Here is a 16,254-nt window from a genome sequence, read left to right on the forward strand (position 1 = left end):
GGGTTCCGACGGAAAAGCTTATGCGTTTTTATTTATATATTTAAATTAATTATAATGTTGACGACAGTAATACTAGCGATTGTGGCCTTCCTGGTGGGAGGTGCATTGTCGTATGGATTCTTTAAGTATGGCTTAAAGACGAAATATGACACCATTATCAAAGAAGCCGAAACGGAGGCTGAAGTTATCAAGAAAAACAAGCTTCTGGAAGTAAAAGAGAAATTTCTGAATAAAAAAGCCGATTTGGAAAAAGAAGTGGCTCAGCGAAACCAAAAAATCCAGCAGGCGGAAAACAAACTGAAGCAACGTGAAATGGTGCTCAACCAGAAAAACGAAGAACTTCAACGCAAACGCAATGAGACTGAAGCTATCAAAGAGAATCTGGACGCACAGCTGGTAATCATAGAAAAGAAAAAAGAAGAACTGGACAACTTGCAGTCACAGGAAAGAGAAAAGCTGGAAACCATCTCTGGACTGTCGGCAGAGGAAGCCAAAGAACGCTTGGTGGAATCACTGAAGGAAGAAGCCAAAACACAAGCGCAGTCTTACATCAATGATATCATGGACGATGCCAAGCTTACTGCCAACCGTGAAGCCAAGCGTATTGTTATCCAGTCTATCCAAAGAGTGGCAACTGAAACCGCCATTGAAAACTCTGTCACTGTATTTCATATAGAATCAGACGAAATCAAGGGACGTATCATCGGACGTGAGGGACGTAACATCCGTGCCTTGGAAGCTGCCACGGGTGTAGAAATTGTAGTGGACGACACCCCGGAAGCCATCGTACTTTCTGCCTTCGACCCGGTTCGCCGTGAAATTGCCCGTCTGGCCTTGCACCAGCTGGTAACCGACGGACGTATCCACCCGGCACGTATTGAAGAAGTGGTAGCCAAGGTACGCAAACAGGTGGAAGATGAAATCATTGAAACCGGTAAACGTACTACTATCGACCTGGGTATCCACGGTCTGCATCCAGAACTGATCCGTATCATCGGTAAGATGAAATACCGTTCTTCTTACGGACAGAACCTGCTGCAACATGCACGTGAAACAGCCAACTTATGTGCCGTAATGGCTTCCGAACTGGGATTGAATCCGAAGAAAGCCAAGCGTGCCGGTCTGTTGCACGATATCGGTAAAGTACCCGATGAGGAACCAGAATTGCCACATGCATTGCTGGGTATGAAACTGGCTGAAAAATACAAAGAAAAAGCGGATATCTGCAATGCCATCGGTGCACACCACGATGAAGTGGAAATGACCAGTCTTTTGGCACCTATCGTCCAGGTCTGTGATGCCATCTCCGGAGCACGCCCGGGAGCACGCCGTGAAATCGTAGAAGCTTACATCAAGCGTTTGAACGACCTTGAACAGCTGGCTATGTCTTATCCGGGTGTAACCAAGACCTATGCCATCCAGGCGGGACGTGAGCTCCGTGTCATTGTGGGGGCCGACAAGATTGACGACAAACAGACGGAAAGCTTGTCGACAGAAATCGCCAAGAAGATTCAAGATGAAATGACCTACCCGGGACAAGTAAAAATCACGGTTATCCGTGAAACCCGTGCGGTCAGCTTCGCGAAATAAAACCATAAAAAATCCGGAATGAAAAGATTCCGGATTTTTTTATTTTTCAAAAGCACTCATTTCTTTTCTTCCTCCAATAACGGCAACAACACCTTCTCGGCACTGGCATAACCCTCCTCATACAAATCGGTCAATTTCTTCACATCTTTTTCTATCCGATTCACCACAACCTTCTTTTCCGGACGAATGGCGATGATACGTCCTTCATCTTCCAATTTCTCCACCAGCTCCAATTGCTCATTATATACCGCACACCGCCTGCTAAGCAACAATCTCAAACGAGGATAACGGCGATAAATAAACCGAGGCACCCGAATGTCCTTTTCCGACTTACGATATCCCCTGTTACGGGTCAGAACCACGACATTCCGCTCATATCCTTGCGATATTGCACGTAAAACCGGAATAGAATCCACAATCCCTCCATCCAGCATCGGACGTCCATCCACGTACGCAATCGGACAAACGTAGGGCAAGCTACTGGAAGCCTTAGCGATATCAACCAAACGTTCACGGTCCCGTCCTTTTTTCTCCTCCAGATAACAAGCTCTTCCTGTGACACAGTTGGTTGTCACCATCTCAAACCGTGCCGGGTTATTGAAATATGCTTCATAATCAAAAGGTAAAATCTGACTTGGGAACAAATCATAAAGCAAGTGCTGATCCAAGATGCTATGTTGATACCACAAATACTTCAATCCGATGTAATGATACTTATCCAGCATATCAATATTGCTGAACTTGGCACGACCACGCTGGTGAGACATGTACGACAAGCCGTTGCAGGCCCCTGCAGAAACACCTATCACATAAGGGAATTCCAAATTATGATCCATCATGAAATCCAGAACTCCGCACGTGAACACACCGCGCATGCCTCCACCTTCAAGAACCAATCCAGTTTTTTCAAAGTCTAGTTTCATACTCCGTCTTTTTAAAGTAACCTTGGAATTGCAAATATATGTTTTTCCAATACATTCCAGCCATTTTTTCTATTTTATTTACTACATTTGCAACATTATTTTCACACATGTGATATTAAAATGTAATGAATATGTTTGATTCTCTTACTTATCAGAAACGCCGAAAAGCTCTGCGGGAAAAGATGAGCAATGGTATTATTCTCATCTTGGGTAACAACGAAGCCCCAGCCAACTATCCCGACAACACATACAAATTCCGTCAAGACAGTTCGTTTGTCTATTTCTTCGGACATTCACACCCGGGTTATGCCGGTGTCATCGATATTGACAATGGAATAGATTATTTCTTTGGAAATGACGTTGACATGGACGATATCATCTGGATGGGTCCCCAACCCAGCGTAAAAGAACTGGCAGCACAGGTAGGAGTAGAAAAAAGCTATCCTTTCGACAAACTGAAAGAAATGGTGGGAAAAGCCATCGCACAACGAAGACAAGTCCATTTTCTTCCTCCCTACCGATATGATAATATGCAGTTACTTGAAGATTTGACTGGCATCCGGGCATCCATGACCCCCAAACACGCCTCGCTTGAGCTCATCAAAGCAGTCATTTCCTTGCGAGCTGTCAAAGAAGAATGTGAAATAGCCGAAATCGACAAAGCCTGCAATGTAGGGTATGAAATGCACACAGCCGCCATGCGCCTGTGTAAGCCCGGAGTATCAGAACAATACATTGCCGGTGTGCTCGACGGCATTGCTTCTTCCTACGGACGAATGGTTTCATTTGCCACCATCCTGACTCAAAACGGACAGACACTTCACAACCATGACCACAGCCACATCCTACAAGAAGGACGAATGATGCTGACAGATGCAGGTGCCGAACTGATGAATTATTACTGCTCCGACCACACACGTACCATCCCGGTCGGTGGAAAATTTACCAGCCGCCAACGTGATGTATATGGCATTGTGCTGGCTTGCCATGACAAAGCACTCGAACTGGCCCGTCCGGGAGTGACCTACAAATCCGTGCATCTGGAAGTGTGTAAAGTGCTGACCAACGGCCTAAAAGACTTGGGGCTGATGAAAGGAAATACAGAGGAGGCCGTAGCCGCAGGAGCACATGCCTTGTTCCTTCCCCACGGACTGGGACACATGATGGGACTGGATGTGCACGATATGGAGGACTTGGGTCAATGTTATGTAGGTTATGACGAAGAGGTACAACCCTCTACCCAGTTCGGTTTGGCTTCTCTCCGCATGGGACGAAAACTGCAAAAAGGATTTGTCATTACCGATGAACCGGGCTGTTATTTCATTCCGGCACTCATCGACAAATGGAAAGCAGAGAAATTGCACACCGACTTCCTGAACTTCGATGAAATTGAAAAATACAAAGACTTCGGAGGTATCCGCCTGGAAGACGATATTCTGATTACAGATAATGGTTCCCGGTTCTTAGGCGAAAAGCACATTCCTATCACCTTCGATGAAGTGGAAACAATCATGAATGAATAAATTATTTATTAACCCTATAACATTTTATCTTACACAATGAACAAACTGATTTTATTGGCCGCAGCAGGACTCTGCTTTGGAAGCATCTATGCCAAAAGCCCTAAAAAAGACAAAGCGGAAGAAGGATTCATTTTCACCACTGTAAAAGAAAACCCAATCACTTCTATAAAAAACCAGAACCAGTCGGGTACATGCTGGTCTTTCTCCAGCATTGGTTTCCTGGAATCTGAACTGCTCCGTACAGGAAAAGGAGAATTCGACTTGTCTGAAATGTTCGTCGTACATAAAACAATGGAAGACCGTGCCGTAAACTATGTACGCTACCATGGCGACGCTTCATTTTCTCCGGGCGGAAGCTTTGAAGATATCGTATATTGCTACAAGAACTATGGTATGGTTCCACAGGATATCATGCCAGGTATCGAATACGGAGATTCTCTCCCAAACCACAACGAACTGGACGCAGTAGCCGGTGCTTACGTAGAAGCTATTGGAAAAGGCAAACAGAATAGACTGACTCCAGTTTGGAAAAAAGGAGTAACTGCCATTTATGACACCTATCTGGGAGAATGTCCGAAAGAATTTACTTATAAAGGCAAGACTTATACGCCGAGAACATTTGCAGACGAAGTGCTGGGACTGAACATGGACGATTATGTGTCCCTGACCTCATTTACCCATCACCCTTTCTATCAGCCGTTCAGCATTGAAGTACAGGACAACTGGCGCAATGCCTTGTCATACAATCTGCCGATTGACGAACTGATGGAAGTGATGGATAACGCCATCAACAACGGATACACTTTTGCCTGGGGAGCCGATGTCAGTGAAGAAGGCTTCACACGCGACGGTATTGCCGTTTGCCCGAATGTGGCAAAAGGTGCAGAACTGACAGGTTCGGACATGGCACGCTGGTTGGGTCTGAGCAAAGCAGACAAACGTAAAGAACTGACCAGCAAACCGCTTCCTGAAATTGAAGTTACTCAGGAAATGCGACAGACTGCTTTCGACAACTGGGAAACGACAGACGACCATGGTATGCTGATTTACGGTATTGCCAAAGACCAGAACGGAAAAGAATATTACATGGTGAAGAACTCATGGGGCCTAAGCGGAAAGTATAAAGGCATCTGGTATGCATCTAAAGCATTCGTAAAATACAAAACCATGAATATTCTGGTCAACAAAAAAGCAATCCCTGCAGACATCGCAAAGAAATTGGGATTCTAAAAACTTAGTATATAGACTAATTATAAATAATAAGCGGCTCGTTCCATAAATTTAAGATGGAATGAGCCGCTTTTTTCTTTCTTTTTACTAATTTTACGGATTGAAGTGGGAGTAAGTACTTTATTCCCCAAGAAAAAGATTCTTCCTTAGAGGGAATTTATATCATACCCCTCGCCTGTCAATGTCAGACAAGCCCCAAGAAGAATCTCACGTGATAAAGAAAAAAGAAAAAAACATATATAAATGAACTACAAATGGAACTATCAACCTCCAACACTTCAAGAAAGAGAAGCAGCTAGAGCCCTTTCCAGAGAAATAGGCATCAGCCCCATCTTGTGCAAGCTGCTACAAGAAAGAGGCATACATACAGCTGCTGAAGCCAAGCGTTTCTTCCGCCCTCAGCTGAACGACCTGCACGATCCGTTTCTGATGAAAGATATGGACGTAGCCGTGGAACGCCTTAATCTGGCCATGGGACGCAAGGAGAGAATTCTGGTGTATGGAGACTATGACGTGGACGGAACCACAGCCGTCGCACTCGTTTTCAAGTTTTTACAACAGTTCTACTCGAACATTGACTATTACATCCCCGACAGATACAATGAAGGGTATGGCGTGTCGAAAAAAGGAGTAGACTATGCGTATGAAACAGGAGTCAAACTGGTCATCGTACTAGATTGTGGCATAAAAGCAGTAGAAGAAATCAGTTACGCCAAAGAGAAAGGAATTGACTTTATTATCTGTGACCATCACGTGCCCGATGAAGTCCTTCCACCTGCCGTGGCCATCCTGAATGCCAAGCGGTTTGATTCCACCTATCCCTACGAACATCTTTCCGGATGTGGAGTGGGCTTTAAATTCATGCAGGCCTTCGCCCAAAACAACGGCATCGAATTTCATCAGCTGACTCCTCTGCTCGACCTGGTGGCCGTAAGCATCGCTTCCGATATTGTGCCCATTATGGGAGAAAACCGTATCCTGGCCTATCATGGCCTCCGGCAGCTCAATGCCAACCCCAGTATCGGACTGAAAGCCATCATTGACGTGTGCGGACTGGCTGAAAGAGAAATCACGATAAGTGACATCGTATTCAAAATCGGGCCACGAATCAATGCCTCCGGACGTATCCAAAACGGAAAAGAAGCTGTCGACCTTTTGATAGAAAGAGACTTTGCCTCTGCCCTGAAGAAAGCCAACCGTATCAACAGCTACAATGAGACCCGAAAGGATTTGGATAAAAGCATGACGGAAGAGGCCAACAAAATTGTGGACAACCTGTCCGACCTGTCTGAAAGAAGGTCGATTGTCATCTTCAATGAAGACTGGCACAAAGGGGTCATCGGTATCGTAGCTTCCCGACTGACGGAAATCTACTACCGTCCAGCTGTGGTACTGACGCGTACAGACAACCTGGCGACAGGTTCTGCACGTTCCGTATCGGGTTTCGACGTATATAAAGCCATTGAATATTGCCGCGATTTATTGGAAAACTTTGGCGGACATACCTATGCCGCCGGGCTCTCCATGAAAGTGGAAAATGTGCCGGAATTTACGCGTCGGTTTGAAGAATATGTCACCAACCATATCCTTCCGGAACAGACCAATGCCACCATTCAGATTGATGCACAGCTGGATTTCAGGGACATCACTCCGAAGTTTTTCTTCGACCTGAAGAAGTTCAATCCGTTTGGTCCGGAAAACCACAAGCCTATCTTTGCCACACTGAACGTGTATGATTACGGTACCAGCAAGGTGGTAGGCAGAGACCAGGAACACATCAAGCTGGAGTTGGTAGACAACAAATCAAACAACGTCATGAATGGCATCGCTTTCGGCCAAAGCTCACAAGTCCGCTACATAAAGACCAAGCAATCGTTCAACATCTGCTATACTATCGAGGAAAATACCCATAAACGAGGAGAAATCCAATTGCAGATTGAAGACATCAAGCCGAGTCGAAGCTAGAAATCCATGGCCGACTATCTGAAAATCCTGAAACAATACTGGGGATACGACCACTTCCGAGGTATACAGGAAGACATCATCCGCAGCGTAGGCGAAGGCAAGGACACTTTGGGGCTTATGCCCACAGGAGGAGGTAAATCCATTACTTTCCAAGTGCCAGCCCTCGCCCAGGAAGGATTGTGTCTGGTCATTACCCCCCTGATTGCCCTGATGAAAGACCAGGTAAGAAACCTGCGTGAGCGGGGTATCAAGGCCACTGCCGTTTATTCCGGCATGACACGCGAAGAGATTCTGATTGCATTGGAAAACTGCATTTTCGGCAACTACAAATTTCTTTACATCTCACCGGAAAGACTGGGTACCGAAATATTTCAAATCAAGCTTCGCAGCATGCACGTGAGCCTCATTACCGTGGATGAATCCCATTGCATCTCACAATGGGGATACGATTTCCGCCCCGCTTACCTGAAAATAGCTGACATCCGGCAACTCCTTCCGGGAGTTCCCGTCATTGCCCTGACGGCTACAGCCACTCCGGAAGTGGTCAAAGACATCCAAGAGCGACTCCAGTTCCGCCAGGAAAATGTATTCCGCATGAGTTTCGAGCGAAAGAATCTGGCCTATATCGTCCGCCACACGGAAGACAAGGAAGGCGAAATGTTACATATCCTGCAACGGGTAAATGGTTCCAGCATTGTTTACACACGCAACCGGAAAAAGACCAAAGAAATAGCCCAGCTTCTGAACCGAAACCACATCACAGCCACGTTCTACCATGCCGGACTCAACGATGAAACCAAAGACCTACGCCAAAAGTCATGGCTGAAAGGGGAATATCGTGTCATGGTGGCGACCAATGCTTTCGGTATGGGAATTGATAAGCCCGACGTACGTCTGGTAATCCATGCCGATGTGCCCGACTCCCCCGAGGCATACTTTCAGGAGGCAGGACGAGCTGGAAGAGACGGTATGAAAGCGTATGCAGTGCTGTTGTTCTGCCCCCGCGACAAGATTACCCTCAAACAACGAATCAGCGACACTTTTCCTGAAAAAGACTATATTCGGAAAGTGTACGAAGACATCAATTTCTACTATCAGATGGCCATGGGAGACGGATTGGGCTGTACCTTCGCCTTCAATTTGGACGAATTCTGCCACAATTTCAAGCATTTTCCTGTACAGACCGACAGTGCGCTGAAAATCCTGACACGTGCCGGCTATCTGGAATATACCGATGAACAGGACAATGCCTCCCGAATCATGTTCACCCTCACCAAAGAAGAACTGTACCGCATTCATGAACAAAATGCAGATACGGAAAAACTGATTCGCATTTTACTGCGGACCTATACCGGACTTTTCACCGATTATGCGTATATTAATGAAGAGCTGCTATCCAAACGTTCCGGATTGAGCAGACCGCAAATCTATGAGACCTTGCTCTTCCTGACCCGGCAGCACATCCTGCACTACATCCCGGGAAAAAAGACTCCTTATATCATCTACACACGTGAACGACAAGAGACTGACCGTATCTATTTGAGCAAGGAAGTGTATGAGGAACGAAAGGAAAGCTACCGCCGGCGAATAGAGGCCATGATAGAATATGCTGAAAGTGAAAACAATTGCCGAAGCCGCATGCTGCTTCATTATTTCGGCGAAAAGAACGAGCACAACTGCGGACAATGCGATGTATGCCTGCAGCACCATCACTCCGGACTGAAACAAAGCCAGTTTGACGAAATCAGTCGCCAGATACGTACCTTACTGAAAAACTCTCCTCTTTCTCCGCAAGAGCTTAAAGCCCAAATTCAAGCACCAGAGGAACAAGTGACTAAAGTCATAACCTATCTCCTGTCGGAAGAAATCATCCGTCAGGAAAATGGCCGTCTACTCCTTTAAGCGAGTTTATATTAGTCAAATATTTTACCATTCTAAAAAAAGACGTATCTTTGCCGGAAAATACAAAAACTTGATTCACATGGAAGAAGGAGGAGAATTCCGGGAACTCATGATACAGATTTTCCGCACCCGCATGGCATTCCGACGCGCCATGCAACGCACACTAAAGAATAATCATGCAGGCATCACTTTCGAAATGCTCCAGGTGCTGAGCAGTCTTTGGCATGAACAAGGTATCACCCAGCAGGCACTGGCGGAGCGAACCGCTAAAGACAAGGCCTGCCTGACTAACCTAATGAACAATCTGGAGAAAAAAGGATATGTCTATCGCAAGGAGGATGCAAGTGACCGCCGAAACAAGCTGGTATATCTTACTCCGGAAGGGGAAAAACTGAAAGAACAGATCCGTCCTATCCTCAATTTGGTATATGCCAACGCAGAGCATATCTTATCTACCGAACGAACTGGAAATATTTTATCTGAATTAAAAACAGTGCAAAATGTTCTCGAAGATTTCTAGCACCCTACGAATCCTGCTTTTCATTGGAAATTTCTTTCTTATCCTCCCAGCTATGGCCCGACAAGATTCGCTGTTCCTATCCGTGGAACAGCTTTTTGAATCAGGAGTAAAAAGCAGCCTGCAGTTACAAGCCGACAGCCTGAAAGAGAGAATGGCTTATGAACGGAAGCGCCATGCCCAAACGGCCTTGCTCCCCGACCTGGAAATCGGTCTCAAAGGAGGAGTTATCGGACAACCTGTGGTCTTTCAGGAAGGGCTTTCCCATCCTACCTATCCGGACACTCCCGACTGGTCGCAAAACTATACGGTCGACTTCAACCAACCGCTGTATCAGGGAGGGAAAATCCGCTATTCCATCCGTAAGGCAGATATTGAAAAAGAAATCGCAGGCTTGCAACGAATGAGCAATCAAGCTGACATCAAGCTGGGATTACTCAACCAATACCTGAATCTTTTTACTTTGTTCAAGCAACACATCGTGCTTACCCGTAACATCGAAGAGTCGCTTCGACGTCTGCAGGACATACGGCAAATGAAGAAAGAAGGACTTATCACCAACAACGACGTGCTGCGCAGTGAAATGCAACTCACCAACGACCGGCTTTCTCTGCAAGAAACAGAAAACAGCATCCTCATCGTATCCCAACAACTGAACCTGCTGCTGGGAAATTCCGAAAACCGTATAATAAAGCCCGACACCACATTGCTGCAGAAAGCGACTCCCCTGGAAAGCTACGAAGCCTATCTCCTGTCGGCTTACGAGCAGGCCCCAGACATGAAACTGCTGCAAAAAGAAACCGAACTGGCCCGGAACCAAATACAGATGGACCGCGCCTCCCGCAAGCCCAATGTCAACCTGTACGCATCCAACACTCTGGCGCGACCCATTACCCGTACCATGACCGACTTGTATAACAACAACTGGAACATCGGACTTTCGGTTTCCTATCCCCTCTCGTCTTTATTCAAGTCCGACCATAAAATCAAGGAAAGCCAGTTGCAGGTATCCGTGCAAAAGAAAGAAGAGGAACTGAAAAAGCAACAGCTCCAGATGGACATTTACAATGCAATCCTCCGCCACAAAGAGGCCCTGCAGCAGGCTGACGCCTGGAAACTCTCCGTCCGTCAGGCACAGGAAAACTATCGTATCATGCAGAACCGTTACATGAACCAACTGGCCATACTGACCGATTTGCTGGATGCCAACTCTGTCCTGCTCAACGCCGAGCTCCAGCTGACAGCCTCACGCACACGAATCATTTACACTTATTACCAACTGCAGAAAGTCTGCGGAAGATTATAACCCATTCAATCCTACAGAATATGACACTAAAAGATACTCATAGCAAACTACGGAAGAGAAGACTGCAGAATATCATTCTCAACTTACTTTGCATACTGATTGCCGGCTCCGGACTGGTATGGGTGGGCAACTACTTCTGGAAATACATTCATTATGAAATCACGAACGATGCATTCATCGACCAGTATGTAGCCCCCTTGAACATACGCGCTTCGGGCTACATCAAGGAAGTCCGCTTCAAGGAACATCAATATGTACATCAAGGAGATACGTTGCTGATACTGGACAACCGCGAATATCAGATAAAGGTCAAGGAGGCCGAAGCAGCCCTGCTGGATGTGCAAGGTTCACGCGACGTACTACATTCCGGCATAGAGACCTCACAAACCAACGTGGCAGTGCAGGAAGCCAACATTGCCGAAGCAAAAGCCAAACTGTGGCAACTGGAACAGGATTATCACCGCTTTGCCCGTCTGTTGCAGGAAGAATCGGTCCCCGAACAGCAGTACGAACAGGCAAAAGCCTCTTATGAGGCCGCAAAAGCCCGCTACCAAGCCCTGCTGGCACAACATAAGGCTGCGCAATCGCAGTTCACAGAAACCAGCAAAAAAACCACCAGTGCCGAAGCGGCCATCCTGCGCAAGGAAGCCGACCTGGATCTGGCCAAGCTGAATCTTTCTTATACCGTACTCACTGCGCCATACGACGGATACATGGGACGCAGAACCCTTGAACCCGGACAGTTCGTACAAGCCGGGCAAACCATCTCCTACCTGGTCCGAAACACAGACAAATGGGTGACAGCCAACTATAAGGAAACCCAGATTGTCCACATCTACATTGGTCAGGAAGTACGCATCAAGGTCGATGCCTTTCCCGGAAAAGTTTTCCACGGGACGGTGACAGCCATCTCAGAAGCGACCGGATCCAAATACTCGCTGGTACCTACCGACAATTCTGCCGGAAATTTCGTGAAGGTACAGCAGCGAATTCCCGTGAGAATAGACCTGAAAGACATTTCTCCTGAAGAAATGAGCGAATTGAGAGCCGGTATGATGGTAGAAACAGAAGCCTTACGCAAATGATGACCATGCAACAACTGGACGTCCCCGTACGTCAATGGGTTCCCGACTGGCTCGGAATGATATGCATCTTCACCATCATCCTGCCTGTCACCATGCTGAACGGTTCCTACACCGGAAGCATGCTTGAAGTGTCCAACACATTGGGCACCCACACTGAAGACATCACCATGGGGTATTATGCCGCTTCGGCCGGAATGGCGGTAGCCTATCCCATTGTCCCCAAAGTACTCGAAGCCCTTTCCTCCAAGTTCCTGTTGCTGACCAACCTGACCCTGCAATTCTTTCTCAGCTGGATATGTGCTCGTTCGCAAAACATCGACCTGGTCATTATCTGCAGCTTCTTCATCGGCTTTCTGAAAGGTTTCCTCATGCTCTGGTTCATCCGAAGGGCCACCAAGATTTTCAGTCCCAAGAACGTACGAAGCGAGTTTTATTCTTATTTTTATCCGCTGGTGTTTGCCGGAGGACAGGTATCCATGGTACTTACTGCCGAACTGGCTTACCATTATAATTGGCAGTATATGTACTACTTCATGATGCTGCTCCTCATGACTGCCATCCTGATAGTGATTATCTGTTTCCGGCACGACCGCCCGTTGAAGCCCATACCGCTCTCTGAACTTCATCTGCGCGAGATGCTGGTCATTGCCACCGGACTCCTGATGCTTGTCTATGTCATCAACTATGGGAAAGTGCTCGACTGGACTTCCTCCTTCAAAATCCGGCTCTATATCGTCATTGCTCCCATTCTGATTGCCTTTTTCATCTGGCAGCAATACCACTCCAAACATCCCTTTGTCAGTTTGGCTCCATTGTATCAGCCCAAAGCCATCGTAGGCTATCTGTATATGATGCTGGTCATGTTTTTCAGTACCTCCACCACCCTGCTCACCAACTACATGACAAGCATCCTGAAGGTAGACAGCACACACACTTATTTACTCTATGGTTACCTGTTACCAGGTTATGCCCTGGGTGCTTTCATCTGTTTCTGGTGGTTCCGCTGGCAACGGTGGCGTTTCCGTTTTCTGATTGCCGGAGGAATGGGATGCTTTGCCGCCTTCTTCGGTATCCTGTATTTCACCGTATCCCCCGACAGCACCTACGAGATGCTTTTCCTCCCCGTGTTTCTGCGAGGGCTGGGCATGCTGGTACTGATCATCGCTTTTGCCTTGTTTGCCGTAGAAGAACTCAATCCCAAATACCTGCTGGCCAATGCCTTTTTCCTGATTTCCTTCCGGTCAGTGCTGGCCCCCATTCTGGCTACCTCTTTTTATAGCAACGCGCTTTATCGGATGGAACAAAAATACTTACATACCTTGTCGGAGACCGTCAGCCAGACCGACCCGCTGGCCGCCAGCCGGTTCAACCAGTCACTCAGCCAATATCTTTCACAAGGACACGAATATACCGAAGCCACCCAGATGGCGACCCAGAGCCTCTATGCCACTCTGCAACAACAAAGCCTGTTGCTTTCGCTCAAACATATACTAGGCTATCTGTTTGTCATCACCCTGGTCATCGCCATCGTTTCACGCTTCATCCCCTTCCACAAGACTATTCGTGTAAGATATGCCAAAACCGGGGATGATATGGTATAAAACAGCATAAAAAAACAGCGGAAAGAAAAAATCCTTCCGCTGTTTTTATAAAAATTTCATCAGAATTCAATAATCAATGACTTGCGAGGAGAAACCACAAGATTCTTTGTCAAATCAATTTTCTTCCCGCTCGATACATCTCTACCTTCTTTAGAATCCTTAGTCAAGACAGTATAGTACTCCGCAGCCAAAGTCTGCTCATCACTCGTACTATTCAGCACAATCATTTCAGTTTTTCCGTCATGTACATGAGAATACATATATATTCCTCGCTGAGGAATATGATACTTCACTGTTCTGTTTTCTGCCATATACGTTGTTTAGTTTAATTTTGCGAGGGCAAATATATGTATTTAAAACATAATTTATAAACATAACAGCAAAGATTTTAATGTATTTATTCATTTTTTATGACATAAATCAAATTTTAATATACTTCCACCTTCGCAGCCAGCGACTTACACTTGTCACGAAGTGCATCCAAGTCTCCATCGTTCTTGTCATAACAAACCACAACTCCCATACGGCGGTTCAGGCGAGTGGTCGGTTTGCCAAAGATGCGGAGATAGGTATTCGGCTGAGAACAAACCAGTTCCTCACCTCTGTACTGCGGAGCTTTCTGGCTGGCAATCGGAGAAAGAATCACTGCACTTGCACCAATGTGTTCCTGCGTAATGCCCGGGATAGGCAGCCCCAGTACCGCATACAGATGCAGTTCAAACTCATTCAGATTCTGCGTATTGGCCAAAGTAACCATACCCGTATCGTGCGGACGAGGAGAAAGTTCAGAGAAATATACTCCATTTTCATGGCTCAGGAAGAATTCCACTCCCCACAGACCATATCCTGTCAGCGCTTTTGTCACCTTGTCGGCCATCCGTTGTGCCTCAGCCAGATGTTCCGGTGCGATATGAGCCGGCTGGAAACTTTCACGATAGTCTCCTCCCTTCTGCACGTGTCCGATAGGAGGACAGAACAAAGTCGGTCCGTTCTTCTGGGTCACTGTCAGCAAAGTGATTTCACTGTCAAAATGAATGAATTCCTCTACAATCAGTTCCTTGATATCGCCACGGCTGCCGTTGCATCCATATTCCCATGAATATTTCAGGTCTTCTTCAGATTTTGCGACTGACTGGCCTTTGCCGGAAGACGACATCAACGGTTTGATGACACACGGATAACCGATCTTGCTGGCTGCCTCTTTCAGTTCCTCATAAGAGGAAGCATAAAAATACTTCGCAGTTTTCAGTCCCAGTTCCTTGGCTGCCAAATCACGGATAGCCTTACGGTTCATCGTAAAGTTCACCGCACGCGCACTCGGCACGACTTGAATACCTTCTTTTTCCAAATGATAAAGCCGTTCAGTACGTATTGCTTCTATTTCAGGAACAATAATATCCGGACGATACTTTTCTACCACACGGTCCAAAGCCTCTCCATCCAACATACTGAATACCTCGCACGCATCTGCCACCTGCATAGCCGGTGCACCTGCATAAGAGTCACACGCAATCACATACTGGCCCAAGCGCTGGGCTGCAATGGTAAATTCCTTACCAAGTTCTCCGGAACCTAACAAAAGTATTTTTTTAGTCATATATATAAGGTTTATGCTTCTTTCCTGCAAAGATAATATTTTTCTTCGGACCTTATACCATGACCTGCCGATTTATCAAGCCTCAGTTTCTGCCTCAGCCAGCTTCTTCAAGGTCAGCAATTCAGTGCCGTCTTCGCCCGACAAGCTCACCGTACCATTTTCTTTCACCTCAAAACTGCGCACCTTGTTCAATGCATCCAGAATATTCCTTTCCGTTTCCATATCCGGACAAGCCATCATGGTGGAAATCATCTGGCTGAACTGCAAAGACGAGGGCTTCCCTTCTTCCTGAGAGAACCCGCCATTGATGGTGTTGCAACTGGCATTTCCATACACCCGTTTCTCTGCCAGGTCGAAAGTCAGCTGCGGTGTTTTTTCCGTTTTGCCGATTTCAGTTCCATTGACGGTTATAATCTGCCACGTTCCTTCCAAATCGTTTAAAGACACTTCCTTTACTTCCCGTTTCTGCAACAGGATAACCGATTTTCCATCGGCATCGTTCAAAGATATACCTTCACCGACTTCTTCATATCCGGCCACCTTATTTAAAGCTTCCAGCACACTCTGTTCCACCTTCATGTCCGGACACATCATCCGGGTAGCTCCCACCTGTTCAAATGAAATCTTTCCTGCGTTCAGCGTGTCCAAGTTGAATGTACCCACCAGACGGTTGCATCCCGCATTACCATACAAGCGGTGTTCAGCGTTGTCAAAACCCAGATAAGGCGTATTTTCCGCACTCACTTTTTCCCCGTTCACTTCCACGATGTTCCATTCCCCTGAAAAATCAGCCACGGCTACCGAGTTCTTTCCCGCGCCGCAGCTCATCAGCAGACAGGCAAAAGCCGCTGCTGCCAAATACTTTCTATTCATAACTTGTTTCTCTTTAATCGTAATTCCATTTACACAAACAATTCATTTTTAAGAATTGTTCATTTACAAAAATACGGATATCCCTCGAATACTGCACCATGTTTGGATTTATTTTCTATCTTTGCATGTTGAACGGTAACGT

Annotated in this window: 13 protein-coding genes; 9 read left to right on the forward strand and 4 right to left on the reverse strand. The window is 46.5% G+C overall.

What is annotated here, in order from left to right; genetic code table 11:
- The first annotated feature begins 54 nt into the window (after positions 1 to 54).
- Positions 55 to 1,590, forward strand: coding sequence for a ribonuclease Y (gene rny, locus OIM59_RS11385; RefSeq protein WP_072543176.1), 1,536 nt, complete (start codon positions 55 to 57; stop codon positions 1,588 to 1,590).
- 56 nt (positions 1,591 to 1,646) lie between these two features.
- Here rny and OIM59_RS11390 read toward each other — a convergent pair whose 3' ends face one another.
- A complete protein-coding gene (locus OIM59_RS11390; RefSeq protein WP_299173206.1) occupies positions 1,647 to 2,513 on the reverse strand; it encodes a patatin family protein in 867 nt (288 codons plus the stop codon).
- A 131-nt stretch (positions 2,514 to 2,644) separates the two neighbouring features.
- On the opposite strand from OIM59_RS11390, the gene OIM59_RS11395 reads away from it, so the two are divergent.
- From OIM59_RS11395 to OIM59_RS11430, 8 genes are all read left to right on the forward strand, one after another.
- Positions 2,645 to 4,036 carry an aminopeptidase P family protein gene (locus OIM59_RS11395; protein ID WP_299173203.1) on the forward strand — a complete coding sequence of 464 codons (1,392 nt, stop codon included), beginning with the start codon at positions 2,645 to 2,647 and terminating at the stop codon, positions 4,034 to 4,036.
- A gap of 36 nt (positions 4,037 to 4,072) precedes the next feature.
- Positions 4,073 to 5,266, forward strand: a complete 1,194-nt coding sequence (locus tag OIM59_RS11400) for an aminopeptidase C (RefSeq protein ID WP_299173200.1) — start codon at positions 4,073 to 4,075, stop codon at positions 5,264 to 5,266.
- A 243-nt stretch (positions 5,267 to 5,509) separates the two neighbouring features.
- Positions 5,510 to 7,231 carry a single-stranded-DNA-specific exonuclease RecJ gene (recJ, locus tag OIM59_RS11405; RefSeq protein ID WP_177865063.1) on the forward strand — a complete coding sequence of 574 codons (1,722 nt, stop codon included), beginning with the start codon at positions 5,510 to 5,512 and terminating at the stop codon, positions 7,229 to 7,231.
- A gap of 6 nt (positions 7,232 to 7,237) precedes the next feature.
- Positions 7,238 to 9,133 (forward strand): ATP-dependent DNA helicase RecQ, encoded by a 1,896-nt coding sequence (locus tag OIM59_RS11410; protein WP_299173194.1) that lies wholly within the window; start codon positions 7,238 to 7,240, stop codon positions 9,131 to 9,133.
- Between the two features lie 79 nt (positions 9,134 to 9,212).
- On the forward strand, positions 9,213 to 9,653 hold the full coding sequence (locus OIM59_RS11415; RefSeq protein WP_299173191.1) for a MarR family winged helix-turn-helix transcriptional regulator: 441 nt from the start codon (positions 9,213 to 9,215) through the stop codon (positions 9,651 to 9,653).
- A 52-nt stretch (positions 9,654 to 9,705) separates the two neighbouring features.
- Positions 9,706 to 10,956, forward strand: a complete 1,251-nt coding sequence (locus OIM59_RS11420; RefSeq protein ID WP_367278183.1) for a TolC family protein — start codon at positions 9,706 to 9,708, stop codon at positions 10,954 to 10,956.
- A 20-nt stretch (positions 10,957 to 10,976) separates the two neighbouring features.
- The gene (locus OIM59_RS11425; RefSeq protein ID WP_072543184.1) at positions 10,977 to 12,041 is read left to right on the forward strand and encodes an HlyD family secretion protein; all 1,065 of its coding nucleotides are present in this window, start codon (positions 10,977 to 10,979) and stop codon (positions 12,039 to 12,041) included.
- A complete protein-coding gene (locus tag OIM59_RS11430) occupies positions 12,038 to 13,642 on the forward strand; it encodes an MFS transporter (protein ID WP_303896751.1) in 1,605 nt (534 codons plus the stop codon). Before OIM59_RS11425 ends, OIM59_RS11430 begins: the two co-directional genes overlap by 4 nt.
- A gap of 59 nt (positions 13,643 to 13,701) precedes the next feature.
- On the opposite strand, the gene OIM59_RS11435 is transcribed toward OIM59_RS11430, so the two are convergent.
- From OIM59_RS11435 to OIM59_RS11445, 3 genes are all read right to left on the reverse strand, one after another.
- Positions 13,702 to 13,953, reverse strand: a complete 252-nt coding sequence (locus tag OIM59_RS11435; protein WP_299173177.1) for a cyclomaltodextrinase C-terminal domain-containing protein — start codon at positions 13,951 to 13,953, stop codon at positions 13,702 to 13,704.
- 116 nt (positions 13,954 to 14,069) lie between these two features.
- On the reverse strand, positions 14,070 to 15,239 hold the full coding sequence (gene purT / locus OIM59_RS11440) for a formate-dependent phosphoribosylglycinamide formyltransferase (RefSeq protein ID WP_303896754.1): 1,170 nt from the start codon (positions 15,237 to 15,239) through the stop codon (positions 14,070 to 14,072).
- A gap of 75 nt (positions 15,240 to 15,314) precedes the next feature.
- A complete protein-coding gene (locus OIM59_RS11445) occupies positions 15,315 to 16,112 on the reverse strand; it encodes an META domain-containing protein (RefSeq protein WP_303896755.1) in 798 nt (265 codons plus the stop codon).
- Between the last annotated feature and the right edge of the window lie 142 nt (positions 16,113 to 16,254).

It is taken from the genome of Bacteroides mediterraneensis, assembly GCF_025993685.1.
GTDB classification, from domain to species: Bacteria; Bacteroidota; Bacteroidia; order Bacteroidales; family Bacteroidaceae; genus Phocaeicola; species Phocaeicola mediterraneensis_A.

Coding starts and splice junctions, on each gene's coding strand:
- rny (WP_072543176.1), top strand. CDS start 55: ATGTTGACGACAGTAATACTAGCGATTGTGGCCTTCCTGGTGGGAGGT.
- OIM59_RS11390 (WP_299173206.1), bottom strand. CDS start 2,513: ATGAAACTAGACTTTGAAAAAACTGGATTGGTTCTTGAAGGTGGAGGC.
- OIM59_RS11395 (WP_299173203.1), top strand. CDS start 2,645: ATGTTTGATTCTCTTACTTATCAGAAACGCCGAAAAGCTCTGCGGGAA.
- OIM59_RS11400 (WP_299173200.1), top strand. CDS start 4,073: ATGAACAAACTGATTTTATTGGCCGCAGCAGGACTCTGCTTTGGAAGC.
- recJ (WP_177865063.1), top strand. CDS start 5,510: ATGAACTACAAATGGAACTATCAACCTCCAACACTTCAAGAAAGAGAA.
- OIM59_RS11410 (WP_299173194.1), top strand. CDS start 7,238: ATGGCCGACTATCTGAAAATCCTGAAACAATACTGGGGATACGACCAC.
- OIM59_RS11415 (WP_299173191.1), top strand. CDS start 9,213: ATGGAAGAAGGAGGAGAATTCCGGGAACTCATGATACAGATTTTCCGC.
- OIM59_RS11420 (WP_367278183.1), top strand. CDS start 9,706: ATGGCCCGACAAGATTCGCTGTTCCTATCCGTGGAACAGCTTTTTGAA.
- OIM59_RS11425 (WP_072543184.1), top strand. CDS start 10,977: ATGACACTAAAAGATACTCATAGCAAACTACGGAAGAGAAGACTGCAG.
- OIM59_RS11430 (WP_303896751.1), top strand. CDS start 12,038: ATGATGACCATGCAACAACTGGACGTCCCCGTACGTCAATGGGTTCCC.
- OIM59_RS11435 (WP_299173177.1), bottom strand. CDS start 13,953: ATGGCAGAAAACAGAACAGTGAAGTATCATATTCCTCAGCGAGGAATA.
- purT (WP_303896754.1), bottom strand. CDS start 15,239: ATGACTAAAAAAATACTTTTGTTAGGTTCCGGAGAACTTGGTAAGGAA.
- OIM59_RS11445 (WP_303896755.1), bottom strand. CDS start 16,112: ATGAATAGAAAGTATTTGGCAGCAGCGGCTTTTGCCTGTCTGCTGATG.